This is a genomic window from Kitasatospora sp. NPDC088548, from assembly GCF_044753005.1.
GTDB lineage: Bacteria > Actinomycetota > Actinomycetes > Streptomycetales > Streptomycetaceae > Kitasatospora.
Map to the genome: position 1 here is coordinate 104,092 of NZ_JBIVMI010000025.1, position 17,291 is coordinate 121,382.

Sequence of the window (17,291 nt, forward strand, 5' to 3'; positions counted from 1 at the left end):
GTAATTGAGGGTCCGGGAATTCGGCGAGGGGCCGCTTGGCCTTGCGGTTCGCGCCCGTTGGGGCATTCCGTGCACGGACCGCCCGGTGGCGGGCGGCGGCGAACGTGAGCCTGCTCACCCGGGACGCCGGGGCACCCGGTGCGCACCGCTCGCGGGGGGCGCCGGGCTCACGGCCCCCGGCGCCCGCACCGCTCACGGGTGCCCGCCCCGCTCACACGGCCGGCAGCAGCAGGCCCCAGGCGCCCGGGTGGACCGTCCAGGTGCGGGTCCGGACCGGGCCGACCGGGTGGCCGTCCGCCTCGTAGCCGAAGCCCCGTCCGGCCACCGAGACGGTCGCCGCCCGGGTGCGCACCAGTGCGCCCGGCGCACGGACCACGACCTCCATCACGCCCGCGCCGGCCGCCTCGCCGCCCGGCAGGGTCACCTGGACCAGCCGGACCGGCCGGTGGACGTCCGCGAGCAGCCGTCCGTCCGCCTCGACCCGGATCCGGGAGCTGTGGTCGTTCTTGCCGTTCTCGGAGGTGAGTGGACTCGCCTGCTCGGCCGCAGCCAGTTTCGCCCATAGCGAACGCCAACCACCCGTACGGCCGGCCATTCGACGCACCCCGCTCCCGGAGATCCGGACCCCGCCGAGCGCGACCCCGCCACCGTCGTCCACCAGCAGGTCAAGCTTGCGCGGCGCGCCCGAGAGCACCGCCCGCGCGGCCGGGACCGGCGCACCCGGCACGCCGAGCGCGCGGGCCGCCGTCAGCTCGTTCGCCCGCCCGACCGGGACCATGCCCACCGGGTCCGTCCCCAGCTCACGCTGGCGGTAGAGGGCCTGGAGCACCCGTTGCAGCGCAAGGTCGGATCCGATCACCACCGGTCGGCGGCGACCCCGGTGCGAAAGCACCCGGTCGAGCTCGGACGGGCTCTCCGGATAGGCCACCTTGACGTCCGCACCTCCGCAGAGGACGTCCTTCGCGATCCGCACCGACTCGCCGTCGGACTGCCGGGCCGCCGGGTCGAGGAGCAGCAGGAGCGGCTCGGGGCCGCCGGTTGCAGGCGTGGACAGGGACGACACGACCGGTCCTTCCTCAGGTAATCTCTCGGTGCAAGAGCCCCTTGCGCTATTGCGCCAGGGGCTTCGTCTATCTCGGGGCAGACTGCGGCCTACGCAGGATGCCCCAACCGGAAGGGGTGTACGCCTGTGCCGGCACTCGTGCTCGTTGGCGCTCAGTGGGGAGACGAGGGCAAGGGGAAGGCGACCGACCTCCTCGGTGGCTCCGTCGACTACGTCGTTCGCTACCAGGGCGGCAACAACGCCGGTCACACGGTGGTCATCGGCGATCAGAAGTATGCCCTGCACCTCCTGCCTTCCGGCATCCTCAGCCCGAATGTGACGCCGGTGATCGGTAACGGCGTCGTCATCGACCCGGGCGTGCTGCTCTCCGAACTCAAGGGTCTCGACGAGCGCGGCATCGACACCTCCAAGCTGCTGATCTCGGGCAACGCCCACCTGATCACGCCGTACCACCGCACCCTGGACAAGGTCACCGAGCGCTTCCTCGGCAAGCGCCGGATCGGCACCACCGGCCGCGGCATCGGCCCGTCCTACGCGGACAAGATCAACCGCGTCGGCATCCGGGTCCAGGACCTCTTCGACGAGTCGATCCTGCAGCAGAAGATCGAAGCCGCGCTGCACGACAAGAACCAGCTGCTGGTCAAGCTCTACAACCGCCGCGCCATCCCGGCCGAGCTGGTGCTGGAGGAGTACCTCGGCTACGCGGACAAGATCAAGCCGTTCCTCGCCGACACCACCCTGGTCCTGGACGAGGCGCTGAAGGCGAACAAGGTCGTCCTGCTGGAGGGCGGCCAGGGCACCCTGCTGGACGTCGACCACGGCACGTACCCCTTCGTCACCTCGTCGAACCCGACCGCGGGCGGCGCCTGCACCGGCGCCGGCATCGGCCCGACCAAGATCGACCGGGTCATCGGCATCCTGAAGGCGTACACCACCCGCGTCGGCTCGGGCCCGTTCCCGACCGAGCTGCTGGACGCCGACGGCGAGGCGCTGCGCCGGATCGGCGGCGAGCGCGGTGTGACCACCGGCCGTGACCGCCGCTGCGGCTGGTTCGACGCGGTCATCGCGCGCTACGCGACCCGGGTCAACGGCCTGACCGACTTCTTCCTCACCAAGCTCGACGTGCTGACCGGCTGGGAGCAGATCCCGGTCTGCGTCGCGTACGAGATCGACGGCCGCCGCGTCGAGGAGCTCCCGTACAACCAGTCGGACTTCCACCACGCCAAGCCGATCTACGAGACGCTGCCGGGCTGGACCGAGGACATCAGCAAGGCGAAGACCTTCGCCGACCTGCCGAAGAACGCCCAGGCGTACGTGAAGGCGCTGGAGGAGATGTCCGGCGCTCCGATCTCGGCCATCGGCGTCGGCCCGGGCCGGACCGAGACGATCGAGATCAACTCGTTCATCTAGGCCTGCCTTCGGTCGTGTGAAGGGCCCTGCGGGATGCGTCCCGCAGGGCCCTTCCGCATCCCCTCTCACCTGTTGCGTAATTTTGCACTAGTCCAATATTCCATTGCATCTAGTGCAGAGTGGCGCTACCTTGCGGCCATGACCGCGAAGCTGCCCGCGCCCGTCACCCTGACCGGCCGCCATGTCCGTCTGGAGCCCCTGGGGCGCCACCACCTGCCCGAGCTGTTCGCCGGTGTGGGCGCGGACCCGGAGGTCTGGCGGTGGATCCCGTTCAGCGCCCCGACGACGGAGGAGGAGCTGGGCGCGATCCTCGACATCCGGCTCGCCGAGGTGGCCGCCGGGCGGGCGGTGAAGTTCGCCGTCATCGACCTCCCGTCCGGCCGCGCCGTCGGCATCACCGGGTACTACGCCTTCAGCGCCGTCGACGAGCTGGTCGAGATCGGCGGCACCTGGCACGCCCGGTCGGTCTGGCGGACGGCGGTGAACACGGAGTCCAAGCTGCTGCTGCTCACCCACGCCTTCGAGGAACTGGGCATGGGCCGGGTGTTCTGGAAGACGGACGCGCTCAACGAACGCTCCCGCAACGCGATCCTGCGGCTGGGGGCCACGTACGAGGGCACCCACCGGCGCGACAAGCGCCGCGCGACCGGGGTCTGGCGGGACACCGCGTACTTCTCGATGCTCGCGGACGAGTGGCCGGCCGCGAAGCAGCGCCTGAGCGACCGGCTGGCCACCCGGTGAGCGCCCGGCGGCCGGCCCCGGTGACGCTCCTCGGGCGACACGTCCGCCTGGAGCCGCTCGGGCGCCACCACCTCGCCGAGCTCTTCGCCGCCGGGGGCGGGGACGAAAAGGTGTGGCGCTGGCTGCCGGATACCACCCCGCGGACCGAGGCCGAGCTGGGGGCGGTCCTCGACGCGCGCCTCGCCGAGGTGGAACGCGGTGAGCGGGTGGCGTTCGCGGTGATCGGCCTCGGCGGCAGCGGGCGGGCGGTGGGGTGGACGTGCTACCACCGCTTCAGCACGGTGGACGAGTACGTGGAGATCGGCTGGACCTGGTACGCCCGGGCCGTGTGGCGGACGGCGGTGAACACGGAGTCCAAGCTGCTGCTGCTCACCCATGCGTACGAGGAACTGGGCATGGGCCGGGTCTGCTGGCAGACGGACAGCCTCAACGAGCGCTCCCGCAGCGCGATCCTGCGGCTGGGGGCCACCTTCGAGGGCGTCCACCGCCGTGAACGGCGGCGGCCGGACGGGAGTTGGCGCGACAGCGCCTACTACTCGCTGCTGGCCGAGGAGTGGCCGGCGGCGAAGTCACGGCTGGTCGAACGGCTCGCCCGCGGCTGAGCGCCGACCAGCCAGGTCGGCCAGCCGGTGACGACCCGCCCGTTCACCGGACGCCGACTGCGGCGACGGCCCAAATCGCCTTGCTGTACTGCCCGATGGGCTCGACGCCCCACTTCTCGGCGAGCACGTCGACGATGCCCAGGCCCCGGCCACCGGCCCCCCGTGGGCCGCCTTCATCCTCGGCGTCCAGGTCGGCGAGTTCGACCACTTCTGCGCCTGGACAAGCCTCCCCCGGTGGCCCCTTGCTCACCGCAAGGGGCCACCGGTCGGCACCTGAAGCACTGAGGGAACTGCGCGAGCGATCCGGGCTCACTGGAGCCCGGATCGCTGGTCGAACTGGTCAGCGAGGAAGGCGGGATGGCCGTGGTGCACCCGCTGTTCGAGCCGGACGGGCCGCGTCGGACCGTCCCCTCGGACAAGCTCGTGCGCCGGAGCGGCGACAGCGGCCACTGTGGCTGAGGCGTGGGAACCCAGGGCCGGCCGGCGAACTCCCGCGCCGGAAAAGGTCAGGCCCGCGCGGTTCAGCAGAACTCGGAGCACTGCCGACCCGCCTGCCTGCCTGCCTGCGGGGAGGACACGGGCTGAGCCGCCGAAGCGCTTCGCGGGTGGTCGGGCCCGGAAAATGGGGAGGAGGGGAAAGGGCCGGTTTCGGTACGATCGGGCCGCCCACAGTGGAACGTCGCTCTGTGCGGCGGCCCGGGAGCCGGCCACGCGTCGGGTTCCCGTCGCGGCCCCCAGAGCCTGCGCCCGTCATGGCACTCCGGGTGGGGTGCGTGCGGGAGAAATCGGAGCATCCGAGGATGGCTCGGCACCTGATCACCAGCGCCCTTCCGTACATCAACGGGATCAAGCACCTGGGCAACATGGTCGGGTCGATGCTCCCGGCGGACGTCTACGCACGCTATCTGCGTCAGCGGGGCCACGAGGTGCTGTACATCTGCGCGACCGACGAGCACGGGACGCCGGCCGAGCTGGCCGCCCAGGACGCGGGCCTGCCGGTCGCGGAGTTCTGCGCGCGGGCGCACGACCGGCAGAAGGCGGTGTACGACGGCTTCCGGCTGTCCTTCGACTTCTTCGGCCGCAGCTCCTCCCCGCAGAACCGGGAGATCACCCAGGAGATCGCCCGCGAGCTGCACGCCAACGGCTTCATCGAGGAGCGGGCGATCCGGCAGGTGTACTCGATCGCCGACGGGCGGTTCCTGCCGGACCGGTACATCGTCGGTACCTGCCCGCACTGCGGCTACGACAAGGCCCGCGGCGACCAGTGCGAGAACTGCACCCGTGTCCTCGACCCCACGGACCTGCTGGAGCCGCGCTCCGCGATCAGCGGCAGCTCGGACCTGGAGGTCCGCGAGACCAGGCACCTCTTCCTGCTCCAGTCGAAGCTGACCGACGAGGTCGAGGCGTGGATCGCGGCCAACGGCGACGGCTGGCCCGTGCTCGCCTCCTCGATCGCCCGCAAGTGGCTGACCGAGGGCCTCCAGGACCGCTCGATCACCCGTGACCTGGAGTGGGGCGTCCCGGTGCCCGCCGACACCTGGCCGGAGCTGGCGGCCGAGGGCAAGGTCTTCTACGTCTGGTTCGACGCCCCGGTCGAGTACATCGGCGCCACCAGGGAGTGGGCGGACGCGGCCCCGGCCGGCGAGGTCCGGGACTGGCGGTCCTGGTGGTACGAGGCCGACGGAACCGTCCGGTACACGGAGTTCATGGCGAAGGACAACGTCCCGTTCCACACGGTGATGTTCCCGGCGACCCTCCTGGGCTCCCGGCAGCCGTGGAAGAAGGTCGACTATGTCAAGGCCTTCAACTGGCTCACCTACTACGGGGGCAAGTTCTCGACCAGCCAGCAGCGGGGCATCTTCACCGACGTCGCCCTGGAGCTGCTGCCGGCCGACTACTGGCGCTACTTCCTGATGGCGCACGCACCGGAGTCGGACGACTCCAGCTTCACCTGGGACCTCTTCGCCTCGGTGGTGAACAAGGACCTGGCCGACACCCTCGGCAACTTCGTCAACCGCGTGCTGTCGTTCAGCCGCAAGCGGTTCGGCGACGCGGTCCCGGGCGGCCACGGACCGGGCGGCCACGAGCCGGGCGAGGCCGAGCAGCGGCTGGGCGCGCAGATCGCCGGGCTGCTGGCCGACTACGAGGGCGATCTGGAGGCGCTGAACTTCCGCAAGGCCGCGCGGAGTCTGCGCGCGCTGTGGAGCGCGGGCAACGCCTACCTGGACGAGAAGGCGCCCTGGCTCCAGGCGAAGACCGACCCGGAGGCCGCCGCGCTGACCCTGCGCACGGCGATGAACCTGATCCACCTCTACGCGGTGGTCTCCGAGCCGTTCATCCCGACCGCGGCGGCGGCCATGCGGCAGTCGTTCGCGCTCGCCGAGGACGCCCCGGCCCGTACCGCGGCCTGGGTGAGCGCCGAGCAGGCCCGGGCGCTGGACTTCCTGCCGGCCGGCACCGCCTTCACCGTCCCGCCGGTGCTCTTCGCCAAGATCACGGACGAGGACCTGGCCGCCTGGACCACCCGGTTCGGCGGCGAGTAGCGCACCGGCCCGGGAAAAGGTCAGACGGAGGCCTCCCCGGGGACCGTCTCGGCGGCGACCCAGCCCAGGTAGGCCGGGCCGCCGCCGACCACCGGCACGACGATGATCTCGGGGACGTCGTAGTCGTGGTGCTCGGCGACGAACGCGGTGAGGCGGTCGGCGAGGTCGGCGCGGGTCTTGAGGTCGACCCGCCACTCGGGGCTCTCCCGGACGGTGCCCTCCCACCGGTAGAGCGACTGGATCGGGTGGATCTGGGCGCAGGCGGCCAGGCGCTCGCGCACGACGGCGGCGGCGAGGGCGCGGGCCTGGTCCTCGGTCTCGGTGCTGGTGGTCACCACGACGACGGCGTGGTCGGTAGCTGCCATGGGGTGGACAGTACCGCCGCCGCGCCGGGTGCGGCGGCCTCACCCCGACGCCCTCCGGCGGTGTCTGACGGGTCATTCGCCCTGGCGCGCCCGCCGCCTCGACCGGCCCACCGGCCGGCCGGTGGGCCGCGGTCTTCACCCGTTCGTGGAATCGTCCCGCCCGGCCGGCATCCGCGACACTGGCATCGGCGAGACGGGCCCCGCCCGACGAACGCGAGGAGGTCACGATGGACGCCGAGGACGAGCCGCTGGCCGAGTGGTACGCCGCACGGTCGAAGCGACGGCGGACGCCCGGGACAAGGGACGCCATCACGCTGGCCGACGGACCGCCGCGCGGGGCGCACGTGTTCGCGGACGAGCCGCGGCTGGTGGTCGAGTGGGACGGCTTCGCGTGGCAGCCGGTCGCCGTGGCGGAGAACTACGGGGAGGCGTACCCGCTGATCGCCAGGGTCGACCGGGCGGAGGCCTTCCCGCAGGCGGACACGCCCGTGCCGCTGCTGCGGAAGGGGACCGGGCGGCACCGCCGGGCGTGACAGGGCGCGCGGAAGTGCGTCTCCCCCGCCGCCGACTGCCCTTCCGGCCCCGGAAACCGGTTCCGCCCCGCCGCTGAACTCCGTTGCGGGAGCGGCCCGGACGCTGCACGATCTCGCCATGGAAACCTTCACCGCGCCGGACGGCACCCGGCTGGCCTACCACGTCATCGGCAAGGGCGAGCCGCTGCTCGTGCTCCCGGGCGGGGCGATGCGCGACTCCGCGTACCTGGGAGACCTCGGCGGGCTCTCGGCGCACCGCGCGCTGCACATGCTCGATCTGCGCGGCACGGGGCGGTCGGAGACCCCGGCTGACACGTCCTCGTACCGGTGCGACCGGCAGGTGGCGGACGTGGAGGCGCTCCGCGCGCACCTCGGCCTGGAGCGCGCGGACGTGCTCGGCCACTCGGCGGGAGCGATCCTGGCCACCCTGTACGCGCTCCGCCACCCGGACCGCACCGGGAAGCTGGCGCTGGTGACGCCGAGCCTGCGGGCGTTCGGGTTCGACACCACCGAGGAGGACTACCGGTCGGCCACGGCCGCCCGCGGCGTCGAGGGCGAACCGTGGTTCCCGGCGGCCTGGGCCGCCCTCGAAGCCGCGTTCGCCGGGACGGCCACCGAGGCCGACGAGGCCACCCTGTCGCCCCTGTACTACGGCCGTTGGGACGCCACCGCGCAGGCCCACGCCGCCGTCGCCCCCGGCCAGCTCCACCCCGAGGCCGCGCGGATCTACTACAGCGGCGGCTGCCGACCGGACGAGATCCGGGCGGCCGCCGCCGGGGTGGCGTCGCCCGTCCTCGTCCTGGCCGGCGAGTTCGACGCCGTCCCGCGCCCGGACGCCGCCAAGGAGGCCGCCGCGCTCTTCCCGAACGGCGAGACCGCCGTCCTGCCCGCCGGCGGGCACTACCCGTGGCTGGACGACGCCGACGCGTTCGTCCGCACGCTGGCGGGGTTCCTCGACCGGCCTCTCGACCGGCCTTAGGAAGACGCCCGGGCGGTGAACACGGTGGTGGCGGTGAGGAAGAAGACGTCCGGGCGGTGCAGGAGACCGGTCGGTGCGTCGGTGTCCACCAGGGCCTCCAGCGCGGCCCGGTCCCCGGCGTCCAGGTACTCACCGAACCGGTCGCGCAGGCGGGTCACATGGGCCTGCAGGTGCTCGCGGGCCAACGGGGCGAGCGGGGCCGGCCAGTCGGTGAGGAAGGTCCGCGTGCCGCTGAGGGTGAGACCGGCCCGGGTGAGCATGGCCGGCCAGTCCTCCACCTCCTCGGTCGCATCCGGCAGGTCTGCGCGCATGTCGGCGAAACCGCCCTCCCAGGCGGCGTCCAGGCGGGCCTGCAGGCCGGGGCGGCCCAGGCCGATGTCGCGGGGCAGGAAGCGCGGCGGCAGGCCGCGTTCGGCGATGGCCAGCAGGCCGCCGGGCCGCAGCGAGGCGGCCAGGGCGGTCAACGCCGCCTGCTGGTCGCCGAGATGGTGGACGGCGTTGGCGGACCAGATCAGATCGGCGGTACCGAGCGTGCCGAAGTCGCCCGGCAGGTCGGCCCGGTGGGTGGTGATCCGGCCGGCGGACCGGGCCTGGGCCCGGGCCAGCAGGGCGGGCGCCTGGTCGACGGCGACCACCTCGGCGTCCGGGAAGGTGTCGGCGAGCAGACCGGTGACCACGCCCGGGCCGCTGCCGACGTCCAGGACCCGCCCGACGCCGGCCGGCCCGCCGTCCGTGCTCAGCAGCTCGCGCAGCCAGTGCGCGGCCCGGGTGATGGCGGGGACGCTCAGCTCGGCCTCGCGCTCCAGGTGGTCGCCGAGGGCACCCCAGTCGTAGTCGTGGCCGTGGTTGTGCTCGTGGCTGTGGCTGTGGTCCTGCTTGTGGTTGTGGCCGTGCATCGTGCGCTCCGATCGGGAGGGGCGGTTCTCTCGGGGACTTCAGACGGTGACTGCGGTGGCTGCCGCACGGTGGGCCTCGACGGCCTGCCGGACGTCCTCCTCCACCAGGTCGTGATTGATCGCGAACGCCGCGGCCGAACCCTGCCCGGCCGCGGTGACGACCTGCGCGCGCGGATCGGCGACATTGCCCACCGCCCAGACCCCGGGCACGCTGGTGCCGCCGAAGCGGTCGGTGGTGACCCAGCCGTTCCCGTCGCGGGCACAGCCCAGGCCGAACAGCAGGGCGTCCCGCGGGACCATCCGCGGGAAGACGAACACCGCCTCGCGGGGCACGACCCGGCCGCCCGCCAGCTCCACCCCGCGCAGCCGGTCGCCGTCCACCACCAGCCACTTGACCGCGCCCTCGACGACCCGGACACCGCGGGCGGCGAGCTGTTCCCGCTCGCCGTCCGCCAGGTCCATGGTGTGCGGGAAGAACACGACGTCGTCCGACCACTGGCGCAGCAGCAGGGCGTGGTTCACCGCGCCCGGGTGGGTGCCGAGCACGCCGAGCGGTCGGTCGCGGACCTCGTAGGCGTGGCAGTAGGGGCAGTGCAGCACGTCCCGGCCCCAGCGTTCGGCGAGGCCCGGGATCTCGGGCAGCCCGTCCCGCAGACCGGTGGCGACGACCACCCGGCGCGCGTGGAGCACCGGGCCGCCGGCCAGGTGGACCAGGAAGCCGGGGTCGATGTGGTCCACCCGGGCGTCGATCAGGTCGACGCCGTACCCGGCCACCTCCTCCCGGCCCACCGCCAGCAGGGCGGCCGGGGGCATGCCGTCGCGGGAGAGGAAGCCCCGCATCTCCTCGGCGGGGGCGTTGCGCGGCTGTCCGGCGTCCACCACGGCCACCCGGCGGCGGGCCCGGGCCAGGACCAGTGCGGCGTTCAGCCCGGCGGCGCCCGCGCCGACCACGACCACGTCGTACACGTCGTACACGTCGGACCCGCTGGCCCCGCCGGCCCCGGGGCCTGCCATCACATTCTTGTCGCTCACGGCGATCACCTCCGTCGCCAGGCTGCGACCGGCGCCACCGTTGCGGCAAGCTTTGTTGCCGTTTCCGCGAAAGCGCGTGCGGTGAGCACGGGGCCCGCCGCCCGGACGAACCCCCTCCCCCCGCCGGAGGGACCACCGCCCGGATCATCCGCCCTCGACCGGGGCGTCAACTTCGTCGACACCGCCGACATGTACTCGGCCGGCGAGTCCGAGGAGATCGTCGGCAAGGCGCTGGAGAGCCGGGGCGACCGCGACGACGTCGCGCTCGCCGCCAAGGTGCACTTCCCGATGGGCGGGGGCCGCAACCGGGGCGGCAACTCACGGCGTTGGATCGTCCGGGCGGTGGAGAAGAGCCTGCGGCGGCTGCGTACCGACCGGATCCACCGGCCCGACCACACCACCGACATCGAGGAGACCCTCGCCGTCCTCGGTGACCTCGTCCGCGCGGGCAAGATCCGCGCCTTCGGCTGCTCGACCTTCCCCGCCGAGCAGCTCATGGAGGCCCACCACGTCGCCGAGCGCACTCGGCCGCACCCTGCCTGAACTGGCCCTCGCCTTCCCCCCGGCGCACCCGGCCGTCACCCCGGTGATCCTCGACCCGCGCACCATGGAGCGGCTCCAGGACGCCCTGAAGGGCGCGGACCTCGCCCTGGACGACGCCGCCCTCGACCGCATCGACGGGATCGTCCCGCCCGGCACCAACCTCTACCACCCCGACGGCGCCTGGCCCCCCGGCCCTCACCGACCCCGCCCTCCGCCGCCGCCCCCTCCCCGACCGGGCGGCGGGGTAGGACGGCGGGGTAGGACGGCGCCGAAGGCTTCCGTCACCCGGCCGGGAATTCGCGGCTACCGCCGGAGCAGGTCGACCACCCCGGTCAGGTCCTCCTCCCCGCCGCCCTCCGCGAGCCGCCGCTTCATCAGATCGAAGTACGGGGCGATCAGTTCGGTGCTGACCCCCTGCTCCTCGGCGGTGCGCAGGAAGGTCGGCGTGCCCGCGACCTGCATGGCGAGGCTGGAGACCACGCCCCTGGTGTAGTCGCCGCTCTCCAGCTGCTCGGCGGTCCTCGCCACGGACCCGGCCATCGCGTTGATCCAGGCGGACAGCAGCGGGGCGAAGCCGCCCGGCGCGACGGACTCCCCGCGGATCAGCGCGAAGGCGTGCGCGACCCCGGCGAACATCCCGTACATGGCGCTGAGCAGTGCCACGTCGTGCAGCGCCGCGAACCCGGCGTCCTCGCCGACGTAGGTGGTCCCGGCCGGGACGGCGAGGACGGCCCGGTGCTCCTCGAACAGTTCGCGCGAGCCGCTGTAGAGGACGTACGGGCCGGCCTCCGGGACGCCGATCATCGGCGGGACGGCCATCACCCCGCCGTCCAGGTACCGGGCGCCGCGCTCGCGGGCCCACTCGGCGCGGGCACGGGCCTGGCCGGGCGTGCCGGTGACGAGGTTGACCAGGTCCTTGCCGGTCAGGTCGACACCGTCCAGCGACGCGTCGACCGAGGCGTCGTCCAGCAGGCAGACGACCACCAGCCGGTTGACGGCGACCGCCTCGGCGGGGCCGGCGGCGACGGTCGCGCCCCCGGCGGCGAACGGTTCGGCCCGGGCGGCGGTGCGGTTCCAGACGGTGAGCGGGTGACCCGCGGCGAGCCAGGTACGGGCGAGCGCGCCGCCCATCGCGCCGAGGCCGAGCAGGGTGACGGGGGTCTTCGCAAGCGTGCCCGTGGTGTCAACGGTGTTGTGTGCCATGGCATTCAGCCTCGGCGCGGGCCCGCTGGTGATCAAGTACGCACTTCGAAGTGGGTGGTTACCCTGAGGTGAGCGAAGAGGTCGGAAAGGTGGGGGCATGGCGACCGTACCCAGGCCGGGCGCGTACGTCTGCGGGATCGACGCCGCGATGGACGTGATCGGCGGCAAGTGGAAGGTGCTGATCCTCTGGGCCCTGGACGAGCGCCCGAGCTGCCGCTTCGGCGAGCTGCGCCGTCTGGTGCCGGGCATCACCGAGAAGGTGCTGGCCGCCCATCTGCGCGAGCTGGAGGCGGACGGCATCGTGCACCGCGAGTCCTATGACGAGGTGCCGCCGCGGGTCGAGTACTCGCTGACGGCGGCGGGGGCCCGGCTCAACGCGGCGCTGGCCCCGTTGGGCGCCTGGGGGCGCGAGCACGTCCTGGGCGGCGGCCCGCACCCGGTGCGGCGCCTCCCGGAGGAGGCTCAGGCGATCGCGGCCGACACGATCGCCGCCACCGCGATGTTGCAGCTGGCCGAGACCCAGACCGCCGGGTGCGGCTCGGGCTCGACCAGGATGGCGCCGAGCCTGCCCGGCGTCAGGAGGTCCACCGCCCAGAACGCGACCGCCATCAGCACCAGGCCGAGCAGGCCGTAGCAGGCCGTCGAGAGCAGGCCCTTGCCGAAGTCCTCGTAGGTGTACATGATCGCGGTGAAGACGATGCCGCCGATCCCGAGCAGCGCGGAGCTGAGCAGCACGGCGGCGTTGCGGTTGCGCTCGACCCAGATCTGGTGGCCGAGCCGGCCGGGCGTGAGCACGTCCACCAGGCCGACGCCGAGGAGCAGCAGCACCACGCCGACGCCGCCGAAAGCGGCCGCCGCACCGAGGCCGTGCAGGATGTCGTTCATGGCTGGTCCCCCGGGTCGCCGACGGTGTCCGATGGTCAAGGACCGGCAAAAGATAACCCATCGGACCGGGTCGGGGCCGGGAAACCCGGAGCGTTCCCGCGCCCCTCCGCCGGCACCGGCCTCAGTCGTCCTCCGCCACCAGGTGGTCGAGGCAGGCGGCGATCGCCAGCAGCAGGCCGGTGTCGGCGCCGTCGGCGATCTCCACGCCGTAGGTGTCCCGGACCCGGAACCACTTCCGGGAGATCCGGGCCAGGTCGTCACCATGGCCGTTCTCGATCCGGTAGTCCTTGTCGATCAGGTTCCCGTGGATCCTCAGCTCACCGCCGCCGGCCAGCTCCACCAGGTACTTGTCGCGGAACGGGGTGAACAGCTTCTCCCGGACGGTGGCGACCACCTCACCGTCGGCGTTCTCGATCCTCATCGCGTCCCGGACGGTGAACGCCTTCTCCTTCAGGACCGCGACCACCCGGCCGTGCGCGTCCTTCAGCTCGAAGGTGTGGTGCAGCCGCAGCACCTTGCCGTCCACCAGGTACGCCTTGTGCCCGTGGTCGTCCTCGATCCAGTAGTCGTCGCCGACCGCGAACAGCTTCTCCCTGACCAGGTACCGCATCCCGCCTCCTCCGTCCGGACGCCCCCAGCGGACGCCCGCACCATTCGACCCGATCCGCCCACCCCCCGAAAAGCACCGCCGCGCACGTGTGTTGAATGCCCCCATGCGCCCCGACACCACCGTGACCCTCCACGGCGACCGCCTCGACCTCGTCCCGGTCGGACCCGAACACGCCGAGGAGATGGCCGCCGCCCTCGCCGACCCCGCCCTGCACGTCTTCACCGGCGGCGAACCCGCCACCGCCGACGCTCTGCGCACCCGCTACGCCCGGCTCGCCGCCGGCTCCCCCGACCCCGCCGAGGCCTGGGGCAACTGGGCCCTGCGGCTGCGCGCCGACGGCCGGCTGACCGGCTACGTCCAGGCCACCATCGGCCCGGACGCCACCGAGATCGCCTGGGTGCTCGGCACCCCCTGGCAGGGCTGCGGCCTCGCCACCGAGGCCGCCCGCACCCTGCTCGCCCACCTCACCGCGACCGGCACCACCACCGTCCTCGCCCACATCCACCCCGACCACCACGCCTCCGCCGCCATCGCCCGCGCCCTCGGCCTCACCCCCACCGAGGTGTGGCAGGACGGTGAACTCCGCTGGCGGCTGGAATGCCCGCCGACCGGGTGAGGTTTGATTGGGGCATGGCTTCTCGTGCACGGGTACGCGCCCCCGAACTGGTCGGCGACGGCGGATGGCTCAACACCGGCGGCAGGGATCTGACCCTTGCCGACTTCCGGGGCAAGATCACCATCCTGGACTTCTGGACGTTCTGCTGCGTCAACTGCCTGCACGTCCTGGACGAGCTGCGCGAGCTGGAGGAGAAGCACCGCGACACCGTGGTGATCGTCGGGGTGCACTCGCCCAAGTTCGTGCACGAGGCCGACCACCAGGCGGTCGTGGACGCCGTCGCGCGGTACGAGGTGCACCACCCGGTGCTGGACGACCCGGCGCTCGCCACCTGGAAGCAGTACGCGGTGCGGGCCTGGCCGACGCTGGTGGTGATCGACCCCGAGGGGTACGTGGTGGCCCAGCACGCCGGTGAGGGGCACGCGCACGCGATCGCCCGGCTGGTCGAGGAGCTGGAGGCCGAGCACACGGCCAAGGGCACCCTGCGGCGCGGCGACGGCCCGTACGTGGCGCCCGAGCCGACCGCCGGGGACCTCGCGTTCCCCGGCAAGGCCGTCCGGCTGCCGAACGGCCACTTCCTGGTCGCCGACTCCGGCCACCACTCGCTGGTCGAGCTGGCCGGGGACGGCGAGCGCGTCGTCCGCCGGATCGGTGACGGGCAGCGCGGCCTGGTCGACGGCGCCGCCCCCCGGTTCAGCGAGCCGCAGGGCCTGGTGCTGCTCCCCGAGGGGCCCGTCCGGGACGCGCTGGGCTGCGACGTGGTGGTGGCCGACACCGTCAACCACGCGCTGCGCGGCGTGCGGCTGGCCGACGGCGGCGTCACCACCCTGGCCGGCACCGGCCGGCAGTGGTGGCAGGGTTCCGCCACCGAGGGCCCGGCCCGCGAGGTGGACCTCTCCTCGCCGTGGGACGTGGCCTGGTTCGACGGCCGGGTCTGGATCGCCATGGCCGGTGTCCACCAGCTCTGGGCCTACGACCCGGCCACCGGCACCGTCGGCGTCGCGGCCGGCACCACCAACGAGGGCCTGGTGGACGGGCCGGTCGCCGAGGCCTGGTTCGCCCAGCCGTCCGGCCTCGCCGTCTCGGCGGACGGCGAGCGGCTCTGGGTCGCCGACTCCGAGACCTCCGCGCTGCGGTCGGTTTCACGTGAAACAAAGACCGTCCACACCGCCGTCGGCACCGGCCTGTTCGACTTCGGCCACCGGGACGGCGCGGCCGATCAGGCGCTGCTCCAGCACCCGCTGGGCGTCACCGTGCTGCCCGACGGGTCGGTGGCGGTCAGCGACACCTACAACCACGCGCTGCGCCGCTTCGACCCGGCGCGCGGCGAGGTCACCACGCTCGCCACCGACCTGCGCGAGCCGTCCGGGGCGGTACTGGTGGACGGCGACATCGTCGTCGTCGAGTCCGCCCGGCACCGGCTGACCAGGCTGCGGCTGCCCGAGGAGGCCGTCCGGGTCGAGTCGGTCGCGCACCGCACCCAGCGGGCGGCCACCGAGGTCGCGCCGGGCGCGTTCCGGCTGGACGTGGTCTTCTCGGCGCCGAGCGGCCAGAAGCTGGACGAGCGCTACGGCCCGTCCACCCGGCTGCTGGTCAGCTCGACCCCGCCCGAGCTGCTGGTCTCCGGCGCGGGGGCCGACTCGGCGCTCTCCCGCGAGCTGGTGCTCTCCGACGCGGTGGCCGAGGGCGTGCTGCACGTGTCGGCGATGGCCGCCTCCTGCGACGACGACCCGGAGATCGAGTACCCGGCCTGCCACGTCCACCAGCAGGACTGGGGCGTGCCGGTGAAGCTCGCCGCCGACGGCGCACGCCGGCTGCCGCTCGTCCTGGCCGGGATGGAGTAGGCCCGTACCCGCGCGAACGCGAAGGGGCCCGGCAGCACGCCGGGCCCCTTCGCCGTACCGGGGGCCTCAGCCCTCCAGGAAGGCCTTGATCGCGCTGGCCAGCAGGTACGGGTCCTCCGCGCCGCACAGCTCACGCGCCGAGTGCATGGAGAGCGCCGCGATGCCGCAGTCCACCGTGCTGATGCCGAGCCGAGCCGCCGTGATCGGGCCGATGGTCGTACCGCAGGGCATGGCGTTGTTGGAGACGAAGGTCTGCCACGGCACGCCGGCCTTCTCACAGGCCGCCGCGAACACCGCCCGGCCGATGCCGTCGGTCGCGTAGCGGTTGTTGACGTTGACCTTCAGGATCGGCCCGCCGTTGGGCATCGGGTGGTGCCCCGGCTCGTGCCGCTCGCTGTAGTTCGGGTGGACGGCGTGGCCCATGTCGGAGGAGAGGCAGACCGTGCCCGCCAGCGCCCGGGCGCGGTCCTCGGGGCTGCCGCCGCGCGCGTAGACGCTGCGCTCCAGCACATTGCCGAGCAGCGGGCTCTGCGCGCCGGTGTCCGACTCGCTGCCGGTCTCCTCGTGGTCGAAGGCGGCCAGCACCGGGATGTACGGCAGGTCGGCGCCCGCGACGGCGGCCAGCGCGGCGGTCGCGGCGTGCACCGAGAGCAGGTTGTCCAGCCGCGGGCCGGCCAGCAGTTCGCGGTCCCGGCCCAGATAGGAGGCGGGCTGGACGTCGTGCGTCATGAGGTCCCAGCCGGCCACCTCGGACGCCTCGACGCCCGCCCGCTGCGCGACGTACTCGATCAGCGAGCCCTCGTCGACCGGGCCGAGGCCCCAGATCGGGGTGAGGTGGCGCTGCTTGTCGAGCTTCATGCCCTCGTTGACCTGGCGGTCCAGGTGGATCGCCAGCTGTGGCACGCGCAGCAGCGGCTCGTCCAGCTGCACCAGCCGGGAGCTGCCGTCGCGCAGCGCGAGCCGGCCGGAGAGGCCGAGGTCGCGATCGAGCCAGGTGTTCAACGGCACGCCGCCGTAGATCTCCACCGCGACCTGCCGCCAGCCCGCCGAACCGGTGTCCGGCACCGGCTTGACCCGCAGGTTCGGCGAGTCGGTGTGCGTGCCGACCACCCGGAAGGGCGTCTCGGGGCCCGCGCCCTGCGGCACGTACCAGGCGATCAGCGCGCCGCCGCGGATGACGTAGCGTCCCCCGGCCGTCGCGTCCCAGGCGTCGGTCTCGGCGACCTGCCGGAAGCCCGCCTTCTCCAGCCGCTCGGCGGCGCTCGCGACCGCGTGATAGGGCGACGGTGACGTGCCGAGGAAGGCGATCAGATCATCGGTGTGCGTCCGGTCGAAGAAAGCCTGGCGGGCGGCGGTCGACATGCTGCTCCTGAGTCGAGGGAGGGCCGAAGCCGGATGGGGGATCGGCTTCGCACCTTGAGCATAT

General features: G+C 73.2%; 17 protein-coding genes and 2 pseudogenes. 10 read left to right on the forward strand and 9 right to left on the reverse strand.

The features are described 5' to 3' along the window. Nucleotides 1-211: 211 nt before the first annotated feature. Entirely contained in the window at nt 212-1,063 is an 852-nt protein-coding gene (locus ACIP82_RS27985) for a diacylglycerol kinase family protein (protein WP_400657258.1), read from the reverse strand. Nucleotides 1,064-1,189: 126 nt separating this feature from the next. Here ACIP82_RS27985 and ACIP82_RS27990 point away from each other — a divergent pair, with 126 nt between their 5' ends. From ACIP82_RS27990 to ACIP82_RS28000, 3 genes are all read left to right on the forward strand, one after another. After that, on the forward strand, nt 1,190-2,473 hold the full coding sequence (locus ACIP82_RS27990) for an adenylosuccinate synthase (protein ID WP_363605435.1): 1,284 nt from the start codon (nt 1,190-1,192) through the stop codon (nt 2,471-2,473). 138 nt (nt 2,474-2,611) lie between these two features. After that, nucleotides 2,612-3,214 carry a GNAT family N-acetyltransferase gene (locus tag ACIP82_RS27995; RefSeq protein ID WP_400657259.1) on the forward strand — a complete coding sequence of 201 codons (603 nt, stop codon included), beginning with the start codon at nt 2,612-2,614 and terminating at the stop codon, nt 3,212-3,214. Then, on the forward strand, nt 3,211-3,816 hold the full coding sequence (locus ACIP82_RS28000; RefSeq protein ID WP_400657261.1) for a GNAT family N-acetyltransferase: 606 nt from the start codon (nt 3,211-3,213) through the stop codon (nt 3,814-3,816). Before ACIP82_RS27995 ends, ACIP82_RS28000 begins: the two co-directional genes overlap by 4 nt. A 43-nt stretch (nt 3,817-3,859) precedes the next feature. On the opposite strand, the gene ACIP82_RS28005 is transcribed toward ACIP82_RS28000, so the two are convergent. Then, complete coding sequence (locus tag ACIP82_RS28005) at nt 3,860-4,024, reverse strand: hypothetical protein (protein WP_400657263.1); 165 nt, start codon at nt 4,022-4,024, stop codon at nt 3,860-3,862. A gap of 592 nt (nt 4,025-4,616) precedes the next feature. On the opposite strand from ACIP82_RS28005, the gene metG reads away from it, so the two are divergent. Continuing rightward, nucleotides 4,617-6,359: a methionine--tRNA ligase gene (gene metG, locus ACIP82_RS28010; RefSeq protein WP_400657265.1), complete on the forward strand. Its 1,743-nt coding sequence runs from the start codon at nt 4,617-4,619 to the stop codon at nt 6,357-6,359. A gap of 20 nt (nt 6,360-6,379) precedes the next feature. On the opposite strand, the gene cutA is transcribed toward metG, so the two are convergent. Continuing rightward, nucleotides 6,380-6,724, reverse strand: coding sequence for a divalent-cation tolerance protein CutA (cutA, locus tag ACIP82_RS28015; protein WP_363605359.1), 345 nt, complete (start codon nt 6,722-6,724; stop codon nt 6,380-6,382). A 227-nt stretch (nt 6,725-6,951) separates the two neighbouring features. On the opposite strand from cutA, the gene ACIP82_RS28020 reads away from it, so the two are divergent. Together ACIP82_RS28020 and ACIP82_RS28025 are read left to right on the forward strand one after the other, a co-directional pair. Then, a complete protein-coding gene (locus ACIP82_RS28020; protein ID WP_363605357.1) occupies nt 6,952-7,257 on the forward strand; it encodes a DUF6087 family protein in 306 nt (101 codons plus the stop codon). Nucleotides 7,258-7,375: 118 nt separating this feature from the next. Continuing rightward, entirely contained in the window at nt 7,376-8,236 is an 861-nt protein-coding gene (locus tag ACIP82_RS28025; RefSeq protein ID WP_400657268.1) for an alpha/beta fold hydrolase, read from the forward strand. Here the strand turns inward: ACIP82_RS28025 and ACIP82_RS28030 are convergent. Beyond that, the gene (locus ACIP82_RS28030; protein WP_400657271.1) at nt 8,233-9,132 is read right to left on the reverse strand and encodes a methyltransferase domain-containing protein; all 900 of its coding nucleotides are present in this window, start codon (nt 9,130-9,132) and stop codon (nt 8,233-8,235) included. The genes ACIP82_RS28025 and ACIP82_RS28030 overlap by 4 nt on opposite strands. 39 nt (nt 9,133-9,171) lie before the next feature. Then, nucleotides 9,172-10,146, reverse strand: coding sequence for an NAD(P)/FAD-dependent oxidoreductase (locus ACIP82_RS28035; protein ID WP_400657316.1), 975 nt, complete (start codon nt 10,144-10,146; stop codon nt 9,172-9,174). Between the two features lie 165 nt (nt 10,147-10,311). On the opposite strand from ACIP82_RS28035, the pseudogene ACIP82_RS28040 reads away from it, so the two are divergent. After that, a pseudogene (locus tag ACIP82_RS28040) lies at nt 10,312-10,955 on the forward strand (aldo/keto reductase); the annotation flags it as partial. A 55-nt stretch (nt 10,956-11,010) separates the two neighbouring features. On the opposite strand, the gene ACIP82_RS28045 reads toward ACIP82_RS28040, so the two are convergent. Beyond that, complete coding sequence (locus ACIP82_RS28045) at nt 11,011-11,910, reverse strand: NAD(P)-dependent oxidoreductase (RefSeq protein WP_400657274.1); 900 nt, start codon at nt 11,908-11,910, stop codon at nt 11,011-11,013. Between the two features lie 148 nt (nt 11,911-12,058). Here ACIP82_RS28045 and ACIP82_RS28050 point away from each other — a divergent pair. After that, nucleotides 12,059-12,265, forward strand: a pseudogene (locus ACIP82_RS28050) (winged helix-turn-helix transcriptional regulator); the annotation flags it as partial. Between the two features lie 107 nt (nt 12,266-12,372). On the opposite strand, the gene ACIP82_RS28055 reads toward ACIP82_RS28050, so the two are convergent. After that, entirely contained in the window at nt 12,373-12,795 is a 423-nt protein-coding gene (locus tag ACIP82_RS28055; RefSeq protein WP_363605349.1) for a DUF350 domain-containing protein, read from the reverse strand. Between the two features lie 121 nt (nt 12,796-12,916). Then, nucleotides 12,917-13,405: an LURP-one-related family protein gene (locus tag ACIP82_RS28060; RefSeq protein WP_363605348.1), complete on the reverse strand. Its 489-nt coding sequence runs from the start codon at nt 13,403-13,405 to the stop codon at nt 12,917-12,919. Between the two features lie 103 nt (nt 13,406-13,508). Between ACIP82_RS28060 and ACIP82_RS28065 the strand changes: the two genes are divergently transcribed. After that, the gene (locus ACIP82_RS28065) at nt 13,509-14,021 is read left to right on the forward strand and encodes a GNAT family N-acetyltransferase (RefSeq protein ID WP_400657277.1); all 513 of its coding nucleotides are present in this window, start codon (nt 13,509-13,511) and stop codon (nt 14,019-14,021) included. A gap of 14 nt (nt 14,022-14,035) precedes the next feature. After that, nucleotides 14,036-15,865, forward strand: a complete 1,830-nt coding sequence (locus tag ACIP82_RS28070; RefSeq protein WP_363605346.1) for an NHL domain-containing thioredoxin family protein — start codon at nt 14,036-14,038, stop codon at nt 15,863-15,865. 66 nt (nt 15,866-15,931) lie between these two features. On the opposite strand, the gene ACIP82_RS28075 is transcribed toward ACIP82_RS28070, so the two are convergent. Then, complete coding sequence (locus tag ACIP82_RS28075) at nt 15,932-17,227, reverse strand: M18 family aminopeptidase (RefSeq protein ID WP_363605344.1); 1,296 nt, start codon at nt 17,225-17,227, stop codon at nt 15,932-15,934. Between the last annotated feature and the right edge of the window lie 64 nt (nt 17,228-17,291).

What these genes read in the sequence shown, in the direction of transcription:
- ACIP82_RS27995 (WP_400657259.1), top strand. Translation starts at nt 2,612, where the DNA reads ATGACCGCGAAGCTGCCCGCGCCCGTCACCCTGACCGGCCGCCATGTC.
- metG (WP_400657265.1), top strand. Translation starts at nt 4,617, where the DNA reads ATGGCTCGGCACCTGATCACCAGCGCCCTTCCGTACATCAACGGGATC.
- cutA (WP_363605359.1), bottom strand. Translation starts at nt 6,724, where the DNA reads ATGGCAGCTACCGACCACGCCGTCGTCGTGGTGACCACCAGCACCGAG.
- ACIP82_RS28020 (WP_363605357.1), top strand. Translation starts at nt 6,952, where the DNA reads ATGGACGCCGAGGACGAGCCGCTGGCCGAGTGGTACGCCGCACGGTCG.
- ACIP82_RS28025 (WP_400657268.1), top strand. Translation starts at nt 7,376, where the DNA reads ATGGAAACCTTCACCGCGCCGGACGGCACCCGGCTGGCCTACCACGTC.
- ACIP82_RS28030 (WP_400657271.1), bottom strand. Translation starts at nt 9,132, where the DNA reads ATGCACGGCCACAACCACAAGCAGGACCACAGCCACAGCCACGAGCAC.
- ACIP82_RS28035 (WP_400657316.1), bottom strand. Translation starts at nt 10,146, where the DNA reads ATGGCAGGCCCCGGGGCCGGCGGGGCCAGCGGGTCCGACGTGTACGAC.
- ACIP82_RS28045 (WP_400657274.1), bottom strand. Translation starts at nt 11,910, where the DNA reads ATGGCACACAACACCGTTGACACCACGGGCACGCTTGCGAAGACCCCC.
- ACIP82_RS28055 (WP_363605349.1), bottom strand. Translation starts at nt 12,795, where the DNA reads ATGAACGACATCCTGCACGGCCTCGGTGCGGCGGCCGCTTTCGGCGGC.
- ACIP82_RS28060 (WP_363605348.1), bottom strand. Translation starts at nt 13,405, where the DNA reads ATGCGGTACCTGGTCAGGGAGAAGCTGTTCGCGGTCGGCGACGACTAC.
- ACIP82_RS28065 (WP_400657277.1), top strand. Translation starts at nt 13,509, where the DNA reads ATGCGCCCCGACACCACCGTGACCCTCCACGGCGACCGCCTCGACCTC.
- ACIP82_RS28070 (WP_363605346.1), top strand. Translation starts at nt 14,036, where the DNA reads ATGGCTTCTCGTGCACGGGTACGCGCCCCCGAACTGGTCGGCGACGGC.
- ACIP82_RS28075 (WP_363605344.1), bottom strand. Translation starts at nt 17,227, where the DNA reads ATGTCGACCGCCGCCCGCCAGGCTTTCTTCGACCGGACGCACACCGAT.